The organism is Stenotrophomonas rhizophila (genome assembly GCF_003751305.1).
GTDB classification, from domain to species: domain Bacteria; phylum Pseudomonadota; class Gammaproteobacteria; order Xanthomonadales; family Xanthomonadaceae; genus Stenotrophomonas; species Stenotrophomonas rhizophila_B.
Window position 1 is genome coordinate 870,380 of the sequence record NZ_RJKV01000002.1, and the last position, 19,353, is coordinate 889,732.

At 66.8% G+C, this 19,353-nt stretch carries 20 protein-coding genes and 1 tRNA gene; 20 read left to right on the plus strand and 1 reads right to left on the minus strand.

Going from position 1 to position 19,353, the window contains the following annotated elements; all coding sequences use genetic code 11:
• The first annotated feature begins 65 nt into the window (after nt 1-65).
• A complete protein-coding gene (locus EDF74_RS12370) occupies nt 66-1,637 on the plus strand; it encodes a hypothetical protein (RefSeq protein ID WP_123730388.1) in 1,572 nt (523 codons plus the stop codon).
• A 52-nt stretch (nt 1,638-1,689) separates the two neighbouring features.
• On the plus strand, nt 1,690-2,325 hold the full coding sequence (locus tag EDF74_RS12375) for a hypothetical protein (protein WP_123730389.1): 636 nt from the start codon (nt 1,690-1,692) through the stop codon (nt 2,323-2,325).
• 48 nt (nt 2,326-2,373) lie between these two features.
• Here EDF74_RS12375 and EDF74_RS12380 read toward each other — a convergent pair whose 3' ends face one another.
• Nucleotides 2,374-3,324 carry a DUF3011 domain-containing protein gene (locus tag EDF74_RS12380; RefSeq protein ID WP_260232254.1) on the minus strand — a complete coding sequence of 317 codons (951 nt, stop codon included), beginning with the start codon at nt 3,322-3,324 and terminating at the stop codon, nt 2,374-2,376.
• Nucleotides 3,325-3,495: 171 nt separating this feature from the next.
• Here EDF74_RS12380 and aspS point away from each other — a divergent pair, with 171 nt between their 5' ends.
• The 18 genes from aspS to EDF74_RS12470 all read left to right on the plus strand — a co-directional run bounded on the left by aspS (nt 3,496) and on the right by EDF74_RS12470 (nt 19,348).
• Entirely contained in the window at nt 3,496-5,253 is a 1,758-nt protein-coding gene (gene aspS, locus EDF74_RS12385; protein WP_123730390.1) for an aspartate--tRNA ligase, read from the plus strand.
• A gap of 128 nt (nt 5,254-5,381) precedes the next feature.
• Nucleotides 5,382-5,915 (plus strand): GNAT family N-acetyltransferase, encoded by a 534-nt coding sequence (locus tag EDF74_RS12390; RefSeq protein ID WP_184997224.1) that lies wholly within the window; start codon nt 5,382-5,384, stop codon nt 5,913-5,915.
• 109 nt (nt 5,916-6,024) lie between these two features.
• Nucleotides 6,025-6,657, plus strand: coding sequence for an esterase/lipase family protein (locus tag EDF74_RS12395; protein ID WP_123730391.1), 633 nt, complete (start codon nt 6,025-6,027; stop codon nt 6,655-6,657).
• An 83-nt stretch (nt 6,658-6,740) separates the two neighbouring features.
• Nucleotides 6,741-7,472 carry a YebC/PmpR family DNA-binding transcriptional regulator gene (locus tag EDF74_RS12400; protein WP_123730392.1) on the plus strand — a complete coding sequence of 244 codons (732 nt, stop codon included), beginning with the start codon at nt 6,741-6,743 and terminating at the stop codon, nt 7,470-7,472.
• A gap of 96 nt (nt 7,473-7,568) precedes the next feature.
• Nucleotides 7,569-8,090: a crossover junction endodeoxyribonuclease RuvC gene (ruvC, locus tag EDF74_RS12405; protein WP_121039160.1), complete on the plus strand. Its 522-nt coding sequence runs from the start codon at nt 7,569-7,571 to the stop codon at nt 8,088-8,090.
• A 10-nt stretch (nt 8,091-8,100) separates the two neighbouring features.
• Nucleotides 8,101-8,691, plus strand: a complete 591-nt coding sequence (gene ruvA / locus EDF74_RS12410) for a Holliday junction branch migration protein RuvA (protein ID WP_088433901.1) — start codon at nt 8,101-8,103, stop codon at nt 8,689-8,691.
• A 128-nt stretch (nt 8,692-8,819) separates the two neighbouring features.
• Nucleotides 8,820-10,670 (plus strand): potassium transporter Kup, encoded by a 1,851-nt coding sequence (locus tag EDF74_RS12415; RefSeq protein ID WP_184997297.1) that lies wholly within the window; start codon nt 8,820-8,822, stop codon nt 10,668-10,670.
• A gap of 249 nt (nt 10,671-10,919) precedes the next feature.
• Nucleotides 10,920-11,960 (plus strand): Holliday junction branch migration DNA helicase RuvB, encoded by a 1,041-nt coding sequence (gene ruvB / locus EDF74_RS12420; protein WP_123730394.1) that lies wholly within the window; start codon nt 10,920-10,922, stop codon nt 11,958-11,960.
• Nucleotides 11,950-12,381 (plus strand): tol-pal system-associated acyl-CoA thioesterase, encoded by a 432-nt coding sequence (gene ybgC / locus EDF74_RS12425; RefSeq protein ID WP_123730395.1) that lies wholly within the window; start codon nt 11,950-11,952, stop codon nt 12,379-12,381. The genes ruvB and ybgC overlap by 11 nt, the downstream gene beginning before the upstream one ends.
• A 10-nt stretch (nt 12,382-12,391) precedes the next feature.
• Nucleotides 12,392-13,171: a protein TolQ gene (tolQ, locus tag EDF74_RS12430; RefSeq protein WP_121039143.1), complete on the plus strand. Its 780-nt coding sequence runs from the start codon at nt 12,392-12,394 to the stop codon at nt 13,169-13,171.
• A gap of 23 nt (nt 13,172-13,194) precedes the next feature.
• Nucleotides 13,195-13,623, plus strand: coding sequence for a protein TolR (gene tolR, locus EDF74_RS12435; RefSeq protein ID WP_123730396.1), 429 nt, complete (start codon nt 13,195-13,197; stop codon nt 13,621-13,623).
• Entirely contained in the window at nt 13,613-14,671 is a 1,059-nt protein-coding gene (gene tolA / locus EDF74_RS12440; protein ID WP_123730397.1) for a cell envelope integrity protein TolA, read from the plus strand. Before tolR ends, tolA begins: the two co-directional genes overlap by 11 nt.
• A gap of 209 nt (nt 14,672-14,880) precedes the next feature.
• Nucleotides 14,881-16,200 carry a Tol-Pal system beta propeller repeat protein TolB gene (tolB, locus tag EDF74_RS12445; protein ID WP_123730398.1) on the plus strand — a complete coding sequence of 440 codons (1,320 nt, stop codon included), beginning with the start codon at nt 14,881-14,883 and terminating at the stop codon, nt 16,198-16,200.
• Nucleotides 16,201-16,264: 64 nt separating this feature from the next.
• Complete coding sequence (gene pal / locus EDF74_RS12450) at nt 16,265-16,780, plus strand: peptidoglycan-associated lipoprotein Pal (protein WP_121039134.1); 516 nt, start codon at nt 16,265-16,267, stop codon at nt 16,778-16,780.
• A 3-nt stretch (nt 16,781-16,783) separates the two neighbouring features.
• Nucleotides 16,784-17,590 carry a tol-pal system protein YbgF gene (gene ybgF, locus EDF74_RS12455; RefSeq protein ID WP_123730399.1) on the plus strand — a complete coding sequence of 269 codons (807 nt, stop codon included), beginning with the start codon at nt 16,784-16,786 and terminating at the stop codon, nt 17,588-17,590.
• A gap of 131 nt (nt 17,591-17,721) precedes the next feature.
• Entirely contained in the window at nt 17,722-18,420 is a 699-nt protein-coding gene (gene queE, locus EDF74_RS12460) for a 7-carboxy-7-deazaguanine synthase QueE (RefSeq protein ID WP_123730400.1), read from the plus strand.
• 114 nt (nt 18,421-18,534) lie between these two features.
• Nucleotides 18,535-19,200 carry a 7-cyano-7-deazaguanine synthase QueC gene (gene queC / locus EDF74_RS12465; protein ID WP_019185214.1) on the plus strand — a complete coding sequence of 222 codons (666 nt, stop codon included), beginning with the start codon at nt 18,535-18,537 and terminating at the stop codon, nt 19,198-19,200.
• 72 nt (nt 19,201-19,272) lie between these two features.
• Nucleotides 19,273-19,348 (plus strand) — tRNA-Lys (locus EDF74_RS12470).
• The last annotated feature ends 5 nt before the right edge of the window (nt 19,349-19,353 follow it).

Genomic DNA, 19,353 nt, shown 5'->3' on the forward strand with positions numbered 1-19,353 from the left:
GTTGGCTGCGCGCGATCATTTCGTTCATTGCCCGGGATCCGGGTGTTTCAACAGGAGTAGCAGGTGTGATCCAGGACGTCGATACGAAGCGCAGCCTCTTGCCGGGGAAGATTCTGTTGTACTTTGCCGCCGTGATGCTGGTGGCGCTGCTCTGCTATGGCTGGTCGATGCCGCCCGTGGATGCATCCGGTTTCCGCCAGACCCAGACCGCCTTGTCGATTGACTGGATCGCCCGCGGCTTCCCGGTGTTCAGCTACATCACCCCGGTGATCGGCGCGCCGTGGTCGATTCCGTTCGAGTTCCCGCTGTACCAGTGGTTGGCGGCGATGCTGTCCAACGCCACCGGGATGGGCATCGACAACAGCGCCCGGTTGGTGTCGGGTTTGTTCCATGTCGGCTGCATCGTGATGGTGTACCGCGTGACCCTGGCGATCCGGCCGGAGCGTGCGCTGGCGCTGTGCATCGCTGGTGCCTTCGCGGCATCGCCGTATGCGCTGTTCTGGGGCCGCTCGGTGATGATCGAATCCACGGCGGTGTTCTTCGGGCTGGTGTTCGTCTGGGCGCTGGCGCGGCTGCGGGCGGCGCCGCTGGATTACCCACGCCTGTTCGGATTGGGGCTGGTCGCCGTGATCGCGGCGGTGCTGTCGGCCTTGGTCAAGGTCACGACGTTCTTTGCGTTTGCCGCCTTTGTTGCACTGGCAGTTGCCTGGCTGGCCGTGCGCGAGCACGGTTGGCGTCCGCAGTGGCTCGCCCGGCACTGGCCGCTGTTGGCCTGTGGCGCGCTGTCGGCGGTGGCCGTGCTCGCCGTGATGACCCAATGGCTCTCGCATGCCGATGCGCTGAAGGCGCAATCGCCGCTGGGGCATGAGGTGACCTCGAGCGCGTTGTCGGCGTGGAACTACGGCACGCTGCAGCAGAAGCTGGATCCGGCCACCTGGTGGGGCACGGTGTTCAAGAAGCGCTTCAGCGGCGCGGTCGGGTCGAACTGGGTGTTCCTGATCTTGCTGGTCGTGGGGCTGTGCGCGCGACCGATCCGCGGCGCGGTGCTGTTGCTGCTGGTGGCCTATCTGGCGCCGGTGGCGGTGTTCACCAACCTGCACATCGCCCACCCGTACTACCAGGCGGCCAACATCGTGTTCGCCACCTCGATCGTGGGCCTGGTGGTGTGGTGGAGCATCCAGCGCGCGCAGCTCAGCGGCAAGACGGCCCGCCCGATCTGGCTGGTCGGCCTGGTGTGCCTGTTGTCCTTCGGCAACCTGGCAGGCAACTACGCCAAGCGGATGCGGGAGGCGCGCGAACCGGGCGAGGTGGCGCAGATCGCGGCGCTGATCAAATCGGGCACGCAGGCGCAAAGCGTCATCGTCGGCTTTGGACAGGACTGGTCGTCCGAGCTGCCGTACTTCGCCGGTCGGCGCGCGGTGATGGTGCCCGACTGGGCCCCGACCACCGCGTTGGCCTCGATGGCCGGTTCGGACGCCGCGCTGGGTGACTTCCCGCTGGGTGCATTGGTGGATTGCCCCAATGGGATCGGCAGCGATCCTGCCCGCAGCGCGTACCACCAGCAGATCATCGCGCGCTACAGCGCCGGCGCCACCGCCCAGACCGTCGGGCACTGCCAGGTCTGGCTGCACCGCTGAGGACGGCCCGCCCCGGTTTGCACGCGCCGTGCGGGGCCGTTAGGGTGGGGGCATGAATGCTTCCGCCCTCGTTCCCGCTGTTCTCGTGCTGGCTTTGGCCGGCTGTTCCCCTCAACCCGATGCGGTCTCACACGACATCGCCAATGCGCCATCCGATGCCTTCATGTCGGCCGTGGCCGCGCACTGCGGCAAGGCCTTTGAAGGCCGCATCGCGGTCAACGAGCCGAAGACCGATGCGCCTGATCCCTTCGAGGGCAAGCGGCTGGTGATGCATGTGCGGGGCTGTGAGGATCCGGCGCATGAGCTGCGGATTCCCTTCCATGTCGGTGATGATCATTCACGTACGTGGGTGCTGACCCGTACCGAAAATGGGGTGCGCCTCAAGCATGATCACCGCCACGAAGACGGCAGCCCTGACGCGGTCACGATGTACGGTGGAGACAGCAAACCGCCCGGCACTGCGGAGCGGCAGTCGTTCCCGGTGGATTCGGACTCGGTGGCGATGTTCCGCAAGGCGGACATGCTTGCCTCGGTGCAGAACACCTGGGCGATGGACGTGGAGCCGGATCAGCGCTTCGTCTACGAGTTGACCCGCCCGGGCGGGCGCCACTTCCAGGTGGTGTTCGATCTGAGCAAACCGGTGGCCCTGCCGCCGGCGCCGTGGGGCAGTGAGACGCCCGCGCCGTAACGTTCAAGGGTGCCGACCAACGGTCGGCACCGACCCATAACGGGGCGCTCAGCGTGCGCCGAAGCGGGCGCGGCATCCGCCGCTGACCCACAGGCTGCCATTGCTGTAGCCCCAGCTGCGGCCCTCCACGCACGCCGTGCCCGACAGCTGCTGTACCAGTGCAGGGCGCCCCTGGCGGTCGTCCCAGGCGCAGGTCTGCTGGCGCTTGTCGTTGCTGCTGCAGGTCACGCTGTAGTTGCTGTTGCCGCCGGGGCCGCCCCAGTTGCCGCCGCTGTTGCCCCGCGCTTCGGCGAATTCGCCGCGGCAGCCCCGGTTGACCCAGACTGCGCCATTGCGCACGCCCCAGGTCTGGCCTTCGACGCAGGCCGAGCCCGAGATCTGGCGGACCAGGGTGGCGTTGCGCCAGCCGGTGTTGCAGGTGCGCTCGCGGTTGTCCTGGCTCTCGCAGCGGATCGTCGCGCCGGTGCCGCCACCGCCGCCCCAGTTGCCGCCATTGCCACGGCCCTCGACGAATTCGGCCCGGCAACCGCCGCTGACCCAGACCGTGCCGTTGCGCGAGCCCCAGTTGCGGCCCTCGGTGCAGGTGGTACCGGAGAGCTGCCGTGCCAGCTGCGCGCTGCGCCAGCCGGTGTTGCAGCTGCGCTCGCGGCTGTCCTGGCTCTCACAGCGGACCGTGCCGTTGTTGCCAGGCCCGTTGCCGCCGCCATTCCAGTTGCCGCCGCCGTTGCCGCGCAACGAGGTGGCGATGTCCTGCTTGATGCGGGAGAAGCTCCAGCCCGAGTTGACCTGGGCCAGGTAGAAACGCAGTTGGTCATCCGGGATCCGGCGGCCATTGGACTGGTCGGCATATTCCTGGGTGATGACCCGGCTGCGGTCGGAGGAGGACAGCTGCGACAGATTTTCCGGGGCATAGGCCCGGGTACTCATCTGGGCGTGCAGGGCCGGGGCCATACAGGCCAGGGCGAGGGTGAGGCAGACGGTGCTCAGACGGCGTTGCATGGCGACATCCCCGTGCGGTCGTTGGTGCGCGGACTATAGGAATGCCCCCGGTTCACAGCGCGTGATGCCGGGCCGTGGCGCCCGGATTTGCCCCGCCGGGCTGGCGGCCGCAGAATAACGGGCTTTCCGGCGCAGCTTGGCGCCGGCACTCTCCTGCGGAGCTTTACCCCCATGCGTACCCACTTCTGTGGCCTGGTCGACGAGACCCTGATTGGCCAAACCGTAACCCTCGCCGGCTGGACCGACGTTGCCCGCAACCAGGGGGGCGTGGTCTTCATCGATCTGCGTGATCATGAAGGCATCGTGCAGGTGACGGTGGAAGTCGACAACGCGGCCGTGTTCGCGGTGGCCGCCAGCCTGGGCTACGAGGACGTGCTGCAGGTGGAAGGCGTGGTGCGCGCGCGCCATGCGGCCAACGACAAGCTCCGCACCGGCAACGTGGAAGTGATCGCCACGGCCATCACCATCCTCAACAAGGCCGAGCCGCTGCCGTTCCACGCGCACGAGAACCCGGGCGAAGAAACCCGCCTGAAGTACCGTTACCTGGATCTGCGCCGCCCGGAAATGCAGCGCATGCAGCGCACCCGCATCAAGCTGGTGCAGGCCCTGCGCCGCCACCTGGACGCCACCGGCTTCCAGGACATCGAAACCCCGATCCTGACCAAGGCCACCCCGGAAGGCGCCCGCGACTTCCTGGTGCCGGCGCGCATGCACCCGGGCGAGTTCTACGCCCTGCCGCAGAGCCCGCAGCTGTTCAAGCAGATCCTGATGGTGGCCGGCTTCGACCGTTACTACCAGATCGCGCGCTGCTTCCGCGATGAAGCTCTGCGTGCCGACCGCCAGCTGGAATTCACCCAGCTGGACATGGAGTTCGCCTTCGTGCGCGAGCGCGACGTGCAGGATTTCGTGGAAACCATGATCCGTGCCATCTTCAAGGAAGTGGTCGATGTGGAGCTGGCCGCCAGCTTCCCGCGCATGACCTGGGCCGAGGCGATGCGTCGCTATGGCTCGGACAAGCCGGACCTGCGCATCGCGCTGGAGCTGGTGGACGTGGCCGAGCTGGTCAAGACCAGCGAGTTCCCGGTCTTCACCGCCGCCGCCAACGATGCCGACGGCCGCGTGGCCGCGCTGCGCATCCCGGGCGGTGCCAGCCTGTCGCGCAAGCAGATCGACGACTACGCCGCGCATGCCGCCAAGTACGGCGCCAAGGGCCTGGCCTACATCAAGATCAGCGAGAGCGGCGAAGTCAGCTCGCCGATCGCCAAGTTCTTCAGCGAAGAGGCGTTCGCCGCGCTGGTCGCCCAGGTGGGCGCCGGTAACGGCGACATCGTGTTCTTCGGCGCCGGTGGCTACAACAAGGTCTCCGACTTCATGGGCGCCCTGCGCCTGAAGGCCGGCAAGGATTTCAACCTGGTCGCCGCCGGCTGGGCGCCGCTGTGGGTCACCGATTTCCCGATGTTCGAGTACGACGACGAAGCCCAGCGCTACGTTGCCCTGCATCACCCCTTCACCGCACCGGCAGTGGATGACATCGCCGATCTGCGCGCCAACGCCAAGACCGCCGTATCGCGCGGCTATGACATGGTGCTCAACGGCAACGAGATCGGCGGCGGTTCGATCCGTATCCACCGCTCGGACATGCAGAGCGCGGTGTTCGACCTGCTGGGCATCGGTGCCGAAGAGGCCGAGGGCAAGTTCGGCTTCCTGCTCGACGCGCTGCGTTTCGGTGCACCGCCGCACGGTGGCATCGCCTTCGGTATCGACCGTATCGCCGCACTGATGGCCGGTACCGAGTCGATCCGCGACGTCATCCCGTTCCCGAAGACCACCGGCGCGCAGTGCCTGATGACCGGTGCCCCGTCGCCGATCCCGGACGAGCAGCTGGCCGAAGTGCACGTCCAGGTCCGTCCGCGCGCGGTCAAGGAATAAGCCGGTAAACGCCGGCCATCGGTCGGCGTGGGGTGCGGCAGGTACCGGCAGGAGGTCGGTGCCGGGCCGCGCCATCACCGCAGCGTTCAGGTAAATTGGCGGCTCCCGCCGATGCCGATGCTCCCGCCGTGACCCCAGGCCGTTACACCATCCGCCGCGCCACCCCGGACGATGCCCAGACCCTGTCGGTGCTGGCCGCCCGTACCTTCGTGGAAACCTTCGGTCCCCTGTACCCGCCGGACGATCTGCAGACCTTCCTCGATGAGGCGTACCCGGCGCAGCGCCAGCGCATCATCCTCGAACACCCCGATTACGCGGTCTGGCTGCTGGAGCTGGACGGTGTTGCCGTGGGCCACGCCGCTGCCGGCCCCTGTGGCCTGCCGCACGAGCAGGTGCAGCCCGGCGATGGCGAACTCAAGCGCCTGTACCTGATCAAGGACCAGCAGAGCTGTGGCTGGGGCAGTCGCCTGTTCGAAACCGCGCTGACCTGGCTGGAACGCGAGGGCCCGCGCACGGTGTGGCTGGGGGTGTGGTCGGAGAACTTCGGCGCGCAGCGCTTCTACGCCCGCTACGGCTTCAGCAAGGTCGGCACCTACGAGTTCCCGGTCGGCAAGGTGCGCGACCTGGAGTTCATCCTGCGCCGTCCGCCAACGGCCGCCTGAGCGCGATCCTGAAGGGCCCAGGCGGCTTCACCTGCCGTTGTCCGGTCCATTCGTCTAATGACGCTGTTTCCTTCTGCAGGCGCCCCGCCCAACGGGCTAGGCTGACACCATGAATCCCCCTGTTTTACTGCTGCATGGCATCTGGAATGCGCGCGCGTGGGTCGGCCCGCTGGCCTGGCGTCTGCGTGCCCGTGGCTTCGCCGTGGATACCTTCGGGTATTCCAGTGTGTTCGGGGGGCCGGAGGTGGCGGTGCCGCAACTGCTGGAGCGGCTCAAGGACAGCGGCCCGGTCTCGCTGGTCGGGCACAGCCTGGGCGGACTGGTCGCGCTGGAGGCGCTGCGGCGCGCGCCGGAGCTGCCGGTCTCGCGGGTGGTCTGCCTCGGTTCGCCGCTGCGGGGCAGCGTGACCGCCCGTTCCCTGAGCGATCACGGCTGGTCACTGGCGCTGGGACGCAGCTCTGAACTGCTGCTCGATGGCCTTCCGGCCTGGGAGGGCAAGGCGCAGGTCGGCCTGATCGCCGGCTCCGTCCCGCACGGGCTGGGCAGCCTGCTGGGCGCCTGTGGCGATGCCTCCGATGGCACCGTGGCGCTGGATGAGACGCAGTTGCCCGGTCTGGCCGACCACTGCGTGATCCCGGCCAGCCACAGCGGGTTGGTATTCTCGCCGGATGCCGCGCGCCAGACCGCTGCTTTCCTTCGCGATGGCCGGTTCCGCCGGGACGACGCGGCCCACGCCGCCTGATCGGGCCCGGCACTGACACGGGCAGGCCGACGGATCAGGTAGAATTCGCGCCCTGTTCCTGACAGAAACACGAGAGTCACCCCATGGGTAGAGGCCCCTCCATCGAGAACCGCAAAAACGCGTCTGACGCGAAGCGCGGCAAGATTTTCACCAAGATCATCCGCGAGATCGGCGTTGCCGCGCGCGGCGGTGGAGGCGACCCCAACAACAACCCGCGCCTGCGGGTGGCCATGGACAAGGGCCTGTCCTCGAACATGTCCAAGGACGTGATCGAGCGCGCCATCAAGAAGGCGACCGGTGAGCTGGAAGGCGTCGAGTACGAAGAGATCCGCTACGAGGGCTATGCCCCCGGTGGCGTGGCCGTGATCGTGGACTGCCTGACCGACAACCGCGTGCGCACCGTGGCCGATGTCCGCCATGCGTTCAGCAAGTGCGGCGGCAACATGGGCACGGAAGGCTCGGTGTCGTTCATGTTCAAGCGCCTGGGCGTGCTGCACTTCGCGGCCGGCGCGGACGAAGAAGCCGTCACCGAAGCGGCGATCGAGGCCGGCGCGGACGACATCGTGGTCTACCCGGAAGACGGGGCGATCGACGTGGTCACCGCGGCCGACAGCTATCACGCCGTCAAGGATGCGATGGAGGCCGCCGGGTTCACCCCGGACCACGCCGAAATCACCTACCGTGCCGACAACGACATCAAGGTCGAAGGCGACACCGCCTTGCAGGTCAAGAAGCTGCTGGACATGCTCGAAGACCTGGACGACGTGCAGGACGTGTTCTCCAACGCCGAACTCGGCGCGGACGCCTACGCCTGAGCGGGCGCTTCACCGGTCGCTTTGCGCGACCGGTGAGCGGACAATGCGGACCATGATGACTCCAGCCGTTCCCTGTTATCCCCGTGCGTGTGCCGCATGACCCGCATTCTCGGCATCGACCCCGGCTCGCAGCGCACCGGGGTCGGCATCATTGATGTGGACGCCGCCGGCAAGGTGGTGCATGTGCATCACCTGCCGCTGGTGCTGCTGGGCGCGGACGACTTTCCGCAGCGCATGAAGCTGCTGGTGGTCGGTCTGACCGCCCTGGTCGAGGAGTACCGCCCCGACGAAGTGGCCATCGAAAAGGTGTTCATGGCGCGCAACCCCGATTCGGCCTTGAAGCTGGGCCAGGCGCGCGGCGCCGCCATCTCGGCCGTGGTGATGCGTGATCTGCCGGTCAGCGAGTACGCCGCCACCGAGATCAAGCTGGCCGTGGTCGGCCGCGGTGGCGCGGAAAAACAACAGGTCCAACACATGGTCGGGCTCATGCTCAACCTGAAAACCAAGCTGCAGGCCGACGCTGCCGATGCGTTGGCCGTGGCGATCACCCACGCCCATGTCCGGGCGACGGCGCTGCGCCTGGGCGTCAATGCGCGCCAGGCCTGGAGCCGGAAATGAGGAACACTGCATGATTGGTCGTCTGCGCGGGATCGTGGCCTACAAGGCGCCGCCTTGGCTGATGGTGGACGTCAATGGCGTCGGCTACGAGCTGGAGGCGCCGATGAGCACCTTCTACGATCTGCCCGAGCTGGGCCGCGAGGTCACCTTGTTCACCCATTACGCGCAGAAGGAAGACAGCGTCTCGCTGTACGGCTTCCTGCGCGAGGGCGAGCGCCGCCTGTTCCGCGATGTGCAGAAGGTCAGCGGGATCGGCGCCAAGATCGCGCTGGCCGTGCTCTCCGGCGTCAGCGTGGACGAGTTCGCGCGCATGCTGCAGGCCGGTGACATCACCGCGCTGACCCGGATTCCGGGCATCGGCAAGAAGACCGCCGAGCGCATGGTGCTGGAGCTGCGCGACCGCGCGGCCAACTTCGGTGGCGGCGGCGCGCCGATCGCCGGTGCCGCACCGGCCACCGATCCGGTCTCCGAGGCGACCGTGGCCCTGCAGCAGCTGGGTTACAAGCCGACCGAGGCCGCGCGCATGGCACGCGATGCCAACGCCGAGGGCGACGATGTCGCCACGGTTATCCGCAAGGCCCTGCAGGCCGCGCTGCGCTGAGCCGCGCGCCTGCCTTTCCCTAGCTACCGACACCACCGACCGCGTCCGCCCGGAGCCCCATGTCCACCACTTCTTCCCAGCACAGCGATGGCCCGTCCCCGCACGGGCACGCGCCGGCCGCCGGTGGCATGGCGCTGATGATCGGCGCCATCGGCGTGGTGTTCGGCGATATCGGCACCAGCCCGCTGTACACGCTGAAAGAAGCGTTCTCCCCGCACTACGGGCTCAACAGCGACCATGACACCGTGCTGGGCGTGCTGTCGCTGGCGTTCTGGGCACTGAACATCGTGGTCACCCTCAAGTACGTCACCATCATCATGCGTGCCGACAATGAGGGCGAGGGCGGCATCATGGCGTTGATGGCGCTGACCCAGCGCACGCTGCGCAACGGCTCGCGCTCGGCCTACGTGGTGGGCATCCTGGGCATCTTCGGCGCCTCGCTGTTCTTCGGTGACGGGGTGATTACCCCGGCCATCTCGGTACTGGGCGCGGTGGAAGGTCTGGAGGTCGCGGCCCCCGGGCTGCATGCGTTCATCGTGCCGATCACGGTGGTGGTGCTGCTGGCGGTGTTTGCCGTGCAGCGCTTCGGGACCGAGAAGATCGGCAAGCTGTTCGGTCCGATCACCTCGATCTGGTTCATCTCGTTGGCCGCGATCGGCATCTACAACATCGTCGATGCGCCCGAGGTGCTTAAGGCGTTCAACCCGATGTGGGCGCTGCGCTTCTTCATGGAGCATGGCTGGCACGGCATCTTCATCCTCGGCGCGGTGGTGCTGGCCGTGACCGGCGGCGAGGCGCTGTACGCAGACATGGGCCACTTTGGCGCCAAGCCGATCCGCCACGCCTGGTACTTCTTCGTGCTGCCGTGCCTGGTGCTGAACTACCTGGGGCAGGGCGCGCTGGTGCTCAACAACCCCGAGGCGGTCAAGAACCCGTTCTTCGAAGCGGTGCCGGACTGGGCGCTGTACCCGATGATCATCCTGGCCACGATGGCCGCGGTGATCGCCTCGCAGTCGGTGATCACCGGTGCGTTCTCGGTGTCGCGCCAGGCCATGCAGCTGGGCTACATCCCGCGCATGCGCATCACCCACACCTCGCACGACACCATCGGCCAGATCTACATCCCGGGCATCAACTGGGGCATCGCGGTGATGGTGATCGGGCTGGTGCTGGCGTTCCGCAGCTCCTCCAACCTGGCCGTGGCCTACGGCATTTCGGTCTCGGCGACGATGCTGATCGATACCCTGCTGCTGGCCCTGGTGGCCCGCGCGCTGTGGCCGACCTCGCGCTACTGGATCATTCCGCTGTGCGCGGTGTTCTTCGTGATCGATCTGGGCTTTGTGATCGCCAATGGCGCCAAGCTGCTGCAGGGCGCGTGGTTCCCGGTGGTGCTGGGCATCGTGCTGTTCACCATGATGCGCACCTGGCGGCGTGGCCGCGAGCTGCTGCGCGATGAAATCCGCAAGGACGGCATCCGGATCGACACCTTCCTGCCGGGCCTGATGCTGGCCCCGCCGGTGCGGGTGCCGGGCACTGCCGTGTTCCTGACCGCCGATCCCTCGGTGGCCCCGCACGCGCTGATGCACAACCTCAAGCACAACAAGGTGCTGCATGAGCGCAACGTGTTCCTGCACGTGGTGACCCTGCCGGTGCCGTACGCGCCCTCGGGCCAGCGCCTGAAGATCGAATCGGTGGGCGACGAGTTCTACCGGATCTACGTGAAGTTCGGCTTCATGGAGACCCCGGACGTGCCGCTGGCGCTGATGCGTTCGTGCGACCACGGCGGGATCTACTTCGATCCGATGGACACCACGTTCTTCGCCAGCCGCGAGACCATCGTGGCCACCGCCAACCGCGGCATGCCGATCTGGCGCGACAAGTTGTTCGCGCTGATGCACCGGAACGCGGCGCCGGCGACCGGGTTCTTCCGGATTCCGGGTAATCGGCTTGTGGAACTCGGGGCGCAGGTGGAGATCTGACCGGACGGCCGACCAACGGTCGGCCGCTACCCCACGGTTTGCGATGCAAACCGTGGGCCCCGGCGGCATTCCCCCTTATCCCCGCGCCTTCGGCGCGCCCCCTTGAACAACAAGGGGGCTCTTCCTCCGATGCGATCCCGGTAGTGCCGGCCGCTGGCCGGCTCCTCAGGACATCTGCATCGCGCGGAGCCGGCCAGCGGCCGGCACTACCGGGCGCGGATCGCGCCGCTTTTGCCGCATAATTGCCGAATGACCGACGACCGCATCATCGCCGCCGGTGCCACCCGCGAAGACGAGGGCACCGACGCCAGCATCCGCCCCAAGCGCATGGCCGATTACCTCGGTCAGGCCCCTGTGCGCGAGCAGCTGTCGATCTACATCGAGGCGACCAAGGCCCGTGGCGACGCGCTCGACCACGTGCTGATCTTCGGGCCGCCGGGCCTGGGCAAGACCACGTTGAGCCATGTGATCGCCAATGAGCTGGGGGTCGCGCTGCGCGTCACCTCCGGGCCGGTGATCGAAAAGGCCGGTGACCTGGCTGCGCTGCTGACCAATCTGCAGCCGCACGATGTGCTGTTCATCGATGAAATCCACCGCCTCTCGCCGGTCGTGGAAGAAGTGCTGTACCCGGCGATGGAAGATTTCCAGATCGACATCATGATCGGCGAGGGCCCTGCGGCCCGCTCGATCAAGATCGATCTGCCGCCGTTCACCCTGATCGGCGCGACCACCCGCGCGGGCCTGCTGACCGCGCCGCTGCGCGACCGCTTCGGCATCGTGCACCGGCTGGAGTTCTATACGCCGGAAGAGCTGACGAAGATCGTCCGGCGTTCGGCCAGCATCCTCAACATCGATTGCACCGCCGAAGGCGCGGCCGAGATCGCGCGGCGCTCGCGCGGCACCCCGCGTATCGCCAACCGGCTGCTGCGCCGCGTGCGCGATTTCGCCCAGGTGAAGGCCGCCGGCCACATCGACCAGGACGTCGCCCAGGCGGCGATGCAGATGCTGAAGGTCGACCCGGAGGGCTTCGACGAGCTCGATCGGCGGCTGCTGCGGACCATGGTCGATTACTTCGACGGTGGCCCGGTCGGCATCGAGTCGCTGGCGGCCGCCCTGTCCGAAGAACGTGGCACGCTGGAGGATGTGGTCGAGCCGTACCTGATACAGCAGGGCTTCCTGATCCGCACCGCGCGGGGCCGGATGTGCACGCACAAGGCCTACCGGCACATGGGGTTGAAGCCGAAAAACCCGCCGGCCGACCTGTTCGCGGAGATTCCGGATGTCGGTTGATCCCCGATTCAGTTGGCCGACACGCATTTACTGGGAAGATACCGACGCTGGCGGGGTCGTGTACCACGCCCGCTACGTGGCCTTCATGGAACGGGCGCGCACCGAATGGATGCGGGCGCTGGGGTATGGTCAGGAGCGCATGCGCTGCGACCATGGTCTGGTGTTCGCGGTGCGCAGCATGTCCATGGATTTCCTCAAGCCGGCGCGTCTGGATGATGCGTTGGCGGTCACCGCCACGCTGGTGCAGTGCAAGCGCGCCAGCATGGTGTTCGCCCAGGCGGTCCATCGGGGCGATGAGACACTGCTGACCGCGCAGGTGAAGATCGCCGCGCTCGATGCAACCACCTTCAAACCGCGTGGCATGGACGATGCACTGCATGCCGCGCTGAAACACCTCGAATTTCCAGAATCCGCACACTGAGGAACAACGGATGATCGCAATGCTCCTGGCCCTGCAGGCCACGGTGACCGAAGCGCTGCCGCAGGAAGTCACCAGCGCCGCGGCACAGACTGTCGCCCAAGCCGCGCATGGCGGTGGCATCAACTACCTGGACCTGATGATCAAGGCCAGCATCCCGGTGAAGATCATCGTGCTGCTGTTGCTGGCCGGCTCGTTCATCAGCTGGGTGATCATCTTCCGCAAGGCGCGCGTGTTCAACGCCGCCAACCGCGAGGCCGATGAGTTCGAAAGCCGCTTCTGGTCCGGTGCGGACCTGGGCAAGCTGTACAGCTCGGCGACCGACCGCAACCGCAAGGTCGGCGGCCTGGAAGCGATCTTTGAAGCCGGCTTCCGCGAGTTCACCCGCCTGCGCGACAAGCGTCGCCTGGACGGCCGTGCGCAGCTTGAAGGCGCCCAGCGCGCCATGCGTACCACCTACACCCGTGAAGTGGACCAGATGGAACGCAGCCTGGAGTTGCTGGCCAATATCGGCTCGACCGCCCCGTACGTGGGCCTGGTCGGCACCGTGTTCGGCATCATGGTGACCATGCACGACATGATCAACAGCGGTGAGCAGGCCGGTATCGCCTCGGTGGCCCCGGGCATCTCCGAAGCCCTGTTCGCCACCGCGATCGGCCTGTTCGTGGCGATCCCGGCGGTGTGGGCCTACAACCGCTTCACCACGCGCGTGGAGCGCATGTCGGTCCGCTTTGAAACCTTCGCAGAAGAGTTCAGCTCGATCCTGCAGCGTCAGACCGCGGGCGACGAGTAAGCGCCCAGCACAGGAGTCCTGCCATGACCGCAGCCATTGGCCGCCGCAAGCGCCGAAAGCTCAAATCCGAAATCAACGTCGTGCCGTACATCGACGTCATGCTGGTGCTGCTCATCATCTTCATGGTGACCGCGCCGCTGCTCACGCTGAGTTTTGAAGTGGATCTGCCGACCTCCCAGGCCAAGGCGCTGGAAAGCAAGCAGGATCCGGTGGTCGTGTCCGTCCGCCTGGATGGCCAGCTCAGCCTCAAGCTGCCCGAGGCCAAGGACCCCGAGCCGATGGACGCTGACCGGCTGCAGGCCCAGCTGTCCGCACTGTCCTCGCAGGACAAGAACCTGCGCGTGATCGTCGCCGCCGACAGGGCGGTGGCGTATGAAAAGGTGGTCGCGGCCATGGACGTGATCAAGCGCGCCAACGTGGAAAAGGTGGGCCTGGCGACCGATGCACACTGAAGCCCTGCCACCGCAGCGCGCACGGGATGAAGAGTGGGGCCTGCCGGTCGCGCTGGCGCTCGGCGTCCACCTGCTGCTGGCACTGATCTTCATCGCCGCCTGGTTGTGGTCGCCGCAACGCACGACCGAAGCGGCCGCCGGCGATCCGGCGATCGAAGCCAGCCTGCAGCTGTCCGCCTCCGAGGCATCGGCCGCGCGCCAGGCCTTGCGTGCCTCCGAAGCGCTGCCGGACCTGCCCGAGCCGGTCGCCGAGCCCGAACCGGTGCCGGAAGATACCGTCCCGCCACCGCAGCCGATTGAGGAGCCGCGCCCTCAGGATGCCCCCACGCCGCAGCAGCAACAGGCGCAGGAGCGCATTGCCCAGCCCGACACGGTTGATCAGGAGGCGGTCAACGCCTTGGCGATCTCGGCTGAGAAGGCCAAGCAGGAGCAGGAGGCCAAGCGCCGTCAGGAACAGATCGACCTGACCGAGCGCAAGCGCCAGGACCAGGCCGAGCAGAAACTGCGCCTGGCCAAGCAGCAGGAAGAGGCCGAGAAGAAGAAGCTGGCCGAGCAGGAACAGAAGGCCAACGATGCCAAGGCCGATGCCGAGCGCGACAAGAAGCTCGCCGAAATCCGTCGCAAACGTGCCCAGGCCGAGAACGAAGCCAAGCTGGCCGAGCAGAAGCTGCGCCAGGTCTCGGCGGCACGCGCGGCCAATGCCTCGGCGTCGACCTCCGGCGCCACTGGTACGGCCAAGCCGGCCGCCGGTGCCGGTGGAACCAGCGACGACCTGGGCGCCAAGTACGCTGCGGCGATCCAGCAGAAGGTGTCCGCGCAGTGGACCCGTCCAGACACCGTCCCGCTTGGCCAGCGCTGCCAGGTCTCGATCAACCAGATCCCCGGGGGGCAGGTCATCCAGGCCAAGGTCAGCGGGAACTGCCCGTTCGATGAGGCCGGCCGCCGCTCGATCGAGGCGGCCGTGTTGAATGCCCAGCCGTTGCCGTACCGTGGTTTCGAGTCGGTGTTCGCGCCCACGATCAACTTCACCTTCACCGCCCAGGATTGATGCCGGGCGGTGCGGAGATCGGCTTGAAGACCGCCACTGAATGCGTGGCGGTGCGGTCCCACGCCTCGAACTGAGACCTGGTCGTTAACGGCCTGTGAGTTTCGTGCGGCCGGTGACTCGGAATTCACACTGCCTTGGTTCATGATTGCGAAACTGTTCACTGCCGTCCTGTTATCCCTCGTTCCGGTTTCCTCCCTATTGAGCGCTCCATGAAAAAAATGCCTCGTTGGCTTGCCGTTGTTGCGGCCCTGTTGTTGCCCTTCGCTGCCGTGGCGCAGCAGAAGGGGCTGGATATCGACATCATTGGCGGCAACGCCTCCGCCACGCCGATCACCGTTGTCCCCATGCCTTACCAGGGCTCGGCCGGTGCACCGCAGACCGATGTGGCCGCCGTGGTACGCGCCGACCTGGACCGTTCGGGCCAGTTCCGCAATCTGCCGGAAGCCCAGATCGTCGAAAAGCCGACCCGTGGCAGCGAGATCCAGTTCGCGACCTGGCGTGCGCTCAAGCAGAACTACGTCGTGGTTGGGCGCGTGATGGACGCCGGTGCGGGCGCCTACCGCGTCGAGTACGAGCTGTACGACGTGCCCAAGGGCGAGCGCCTGCTCGGCCTGGCGATGACCGCCCGCGGCAACGCGATGCGCGATGTCGCCCACCAGATGGCCGATGCCATCTACGAAAAGATCACGGGTGTGCGCGGTGCCTTCTGGACCCGCATTGCCTATGTCACCGCCAGCGGCAAGGGCGACGCCATGCGCTATGCGCTGATGGTGGCCGACTCGGATGGCTTCAATCCGCAGACCATCGTCCGTTCGGCCGAGCCGTTGCTGTCGCCGAGCTGGAGCCCGGACGGCAACAAGCTGGCCTACGTGAGCTTCGAGCGTGGCAACTCGGCGATCTACATCCAGAACATCTCCAGCGGCGCCCGTGAGCTGGTGACCAGCTTCCGCGGCATCAACAGCGCGCCCTCGTTCTCCCCGGACGGCCGCCGCCTGGCGCTGTCGCTGTCGCGCAGCGGCAACCCGGAGATCTACGTGATGGACCTGGGCAGCAAGCAGCTGACCCAGCTGACCAACCACTTCGCCATCGATACCGAGCCGACCTGGAGCGCAGACGGTTCCAACGTCTATTTCACCTCCGACCGTGGTGGCCGCCCGCAGATCTACCAGGTGGCGTCCAGCGGCGGCAGTGCCTCGCGCGTGACCTTCCAGGGCAATTACAACGCCACCCCGAGCCTGTCCTATGACGGCAAGAAGCTGGTGGTTGCCCAGGGCAGCGGCAACACCTACAAGATCGCGATGATGGACAGCAGCACCGGCTCGGCCCGCTGGAGCACGCTGTCGCCAGGATCGCTGGATGAATCGCCGAGCTTCGCGCCCAACGCGAGCATGGTGTTGTACGCCGCCCGTGAGGGTGGCCGTGGCGTGTTGTATGCCGTATCGGCCGATGCGCGCGTGCGCCAGCGACTGGTGTTGGCGGATGGCGACGTTCGTGAGCCTTCTTGGTCGCCATACCGTACAAAGCGCTAACAGAGTGTTAAGATTTCTCCGTATTCATCCCTCATCCGGCTTTAGGAGCCTCAAAGGTATCGCCATGAACAAGACCACCCGCGTTCTGCTTGTCTCCCTGTTGTCCGTGGCCGCCCTGGCCGGTTGTTCCAAGAAGGTCAAGGAAGTGCCGGCTGCCCCGGTTGATACCGGCAGCACCACCGCTCCGACCGGCCCGTCGACCTCGGGCCTGTACGGTCCGGGTGATCTGGATACCGATTCCTGCCTGCGCCAGCGCGTGGTGTACTTCGATCTGGACCAGGACAGCGTCAAGCCGGAGTTCCAGGCCATCATGGCGTGCCACGCCAAGTACCTGCGTGACCGTCCGTCCTCGCGCATGACCCTGCAGGGCCACACCGATGAGCGCGGTTCGCGCGCTTACAACCAGGCTCTGGGCGAGCGTCGTGGCAACGGCGTGTCCTCGGCACTGCAGGCCAACGGTGGCTCGGCTTCGCAGCTGACCGTCGTGTCCTACGGTGAAGAGCGTCCGGTCTGCACCGAGTCGGGCGAGTCCTGCTGGTCGCAGAACCGTCGCGTCGAGATCGTGTACACGGCTCAGTAATAGATGCGCTTTCGATTTCTATCGATGATCGTTGCGGCAGCCCTCGTGGCTGCCGCACCGGCCAATGCGCAGCGGCAGAGTCTGGCCGACCGCGTCGGCGCGCTTGAGCAGCAGGCGAACAACAACCAGTCCAACATGGACATGCTCAATCAGCTGAATCAGCTGCGTACCCAGTTGCAGGCCCTGCAGTCGCAGGTCGAGCAGCTGCAGCACGACAATGAGCAGCTCAAGCAGACCGCCAAAGACCAGTATCTGTATCTGGACAGCCGCCTGAACCGCCTGGAAGGTGGAGCCCCCGTGCTTCCCGCCGCCCCGGCCGCAGCCGCGCCTGCCCCCGCAGCCCCCCCGAAACCGGCAACGGCCGCTTCCGAGCGGCCGCCTACCGTGCACGGCGATGCCGGCAGCCTTGCTGCCAGTGGCGACGAACGCACCGCCTACAACGTCGCCTTCGATTCGCTCAAGGCCGGCAAGTACGACGACTCGGCGCAGCTGTTCCTGAGCTTCCTCGAGTTGTACCCCAACGGCGTCTATACCCCCAACGCGCTGTACTGGTTGGGCGAGAGCTATTACGCCACCCGCAATTTCCCGCTGGCTGAGGCGCAGTTCCGCGACCTCATCTCGCGCTACCCGACCCACGACAAGGCGTCCGGTGGCCTGCTCAAGATCGGCCTTTCCCAGTATGGCGAAGGCAAGGTCGACCAGGCCCAGGCGACCCTCGAACAGGTCGTGTCCACGTATCCCGGCTCCGACGCCGCGCGCACCGCGCAGGACCGTCTGCAGTCGATCCGGCTGGGTCAGCAGATCCGCTGAACCCGCCCCGGGCCGCTGTCGCGGCCGGGCCCGGTATACTGATGGATCGCCAACCGGGCGCTGCCCGGTCCCCGTGCCGGGCCATGCCCGGCTGTTGTCGTTTCCGAAGCCGTCCCCCAAGAATCACCGCCATGACCACGACCCTGTCCGCTGCCGCCGCACTCCCCAGTGAGATCGTGCAGTCCCCGCTGCCGCGACTGAAGATCACCGAGATCTTCCTGTCCCTGCAGGGCGAAGCCGATACCGCCGGCTGGCCGACCGTGTTCGTGCGCCTGACCGGCTGCCCGCTGCGCTGCACCTACTGCGATACCGCCTACGCCTTCCACGGCGGCACGTGGTGGGACATCGACGCGATCGTGGACGAGGTGCTCGCCCAGGGCGTCCACCACGTCTGCGTGACCGGTGGCGAGCCGCTGGCGCAGAAGCGCTGCCTGGTGCTGTTGGAAAAGCTCTGCAACGCCGGTCTGGACGTCTCGCTGGAAACCTCCGGCGCGCTGGATGTCAGCGCCGTCGATCCGCGTGTGTCGCGCGTGGTCGACCTGAAAACCCCCGGCTCCGGCGAAATGGCCCGCAACCGCCTGGAGAACCTGCCGCTGCTGACCAAGCGCGACCAGATCAAGTTCGTCCTGTGCAGCCGCGAGGATTACGAATGGGCCCGCGGCATGGTCCGCGAGCACCGCCTCAACGAGCGCAGCATGGTGCTGTTCTCGCCGAGCAAGAGTGAGGTCAGCCCGCGTGAGCTGGCCGACTGGATCGTGGCCGACCGCCTGCCGGTGCGCTTCCAGATGCAGCTGCACAAGCTGTTGTGGAATGACGAGCCCGGGAGGTAATGCCGGCTGCAGTGCTACGGCTCTGCGCTTGCCATCGACCACGCCCCACCATCAGTAAAGACGTCCGGCGCGGGACAGCGTGCTGGTTCCCCGCAAACCACCGGAAACTCCCCCATGAAAAAAGCAGTCGTCCTCCTGTCCGGCGGCATGGACTCCGCCGCCGTCGTTGCCATCGCCCGCGAGCAGGGTTTTGCCGTCCACGCCCTGAGCGTGCGCTACGGCCAGCGTCACACCTCCGAACTCGACGCCGCCGCCGCCGTCGCCAGCGCGCTCGGCGCGGTCGCCCACAAGACCGTCAATGTCGATCTGCGCAGCATCGGTGGCTCGGCCCTGACCGATGACATCGACGTCCCGGAAGCGGGCGGCGAGGGCATCCCGGTCACGTATGTGCCGGCACGCAATACGATCATGCTGTCCGTCGCGCTGGGCTGGGCCGAAGTGCTGGGCGCCAACGACATCTTCTGCGGCGTCAACGCGGTGGACTACTCCGGCTACCCGGATTGCCGCCCCGAGTTCATCCAGGCCTTCCAGGCGCTGGCGAACCTGGCCACCAAGGCCGGCGTGGAAGGGGCGGGCATCCAGGTCCATGCACCGCTGCAGTTCCTGAGCAAGGCCGACATCGTGCGTGAGGGCGTCCGGCTGGGCGTGGACTTCGGCCTGACCGTGTCCTGCTACAACGCCGACGACCAGGGCCGCGCCTGCGGGCATTGCGATGCCTGCCGCCTGCGTGCGCAGGGTTTCACGGATGCCGGCGTGCCGGACCCGACCCACTACGTGTGATGCTGGACGGGTACGCATGAGCGCCAAGATGCGTTAGAATGCGCACCCCCGGCGTCACGTCGGGGATGCAATGGGCCGTTAGCTCAGTTGGTAGAGCAGAAGACTTTTAATCTTTTGGTCGATGGTTCGAATCCATCACGGCCCACCACTGCA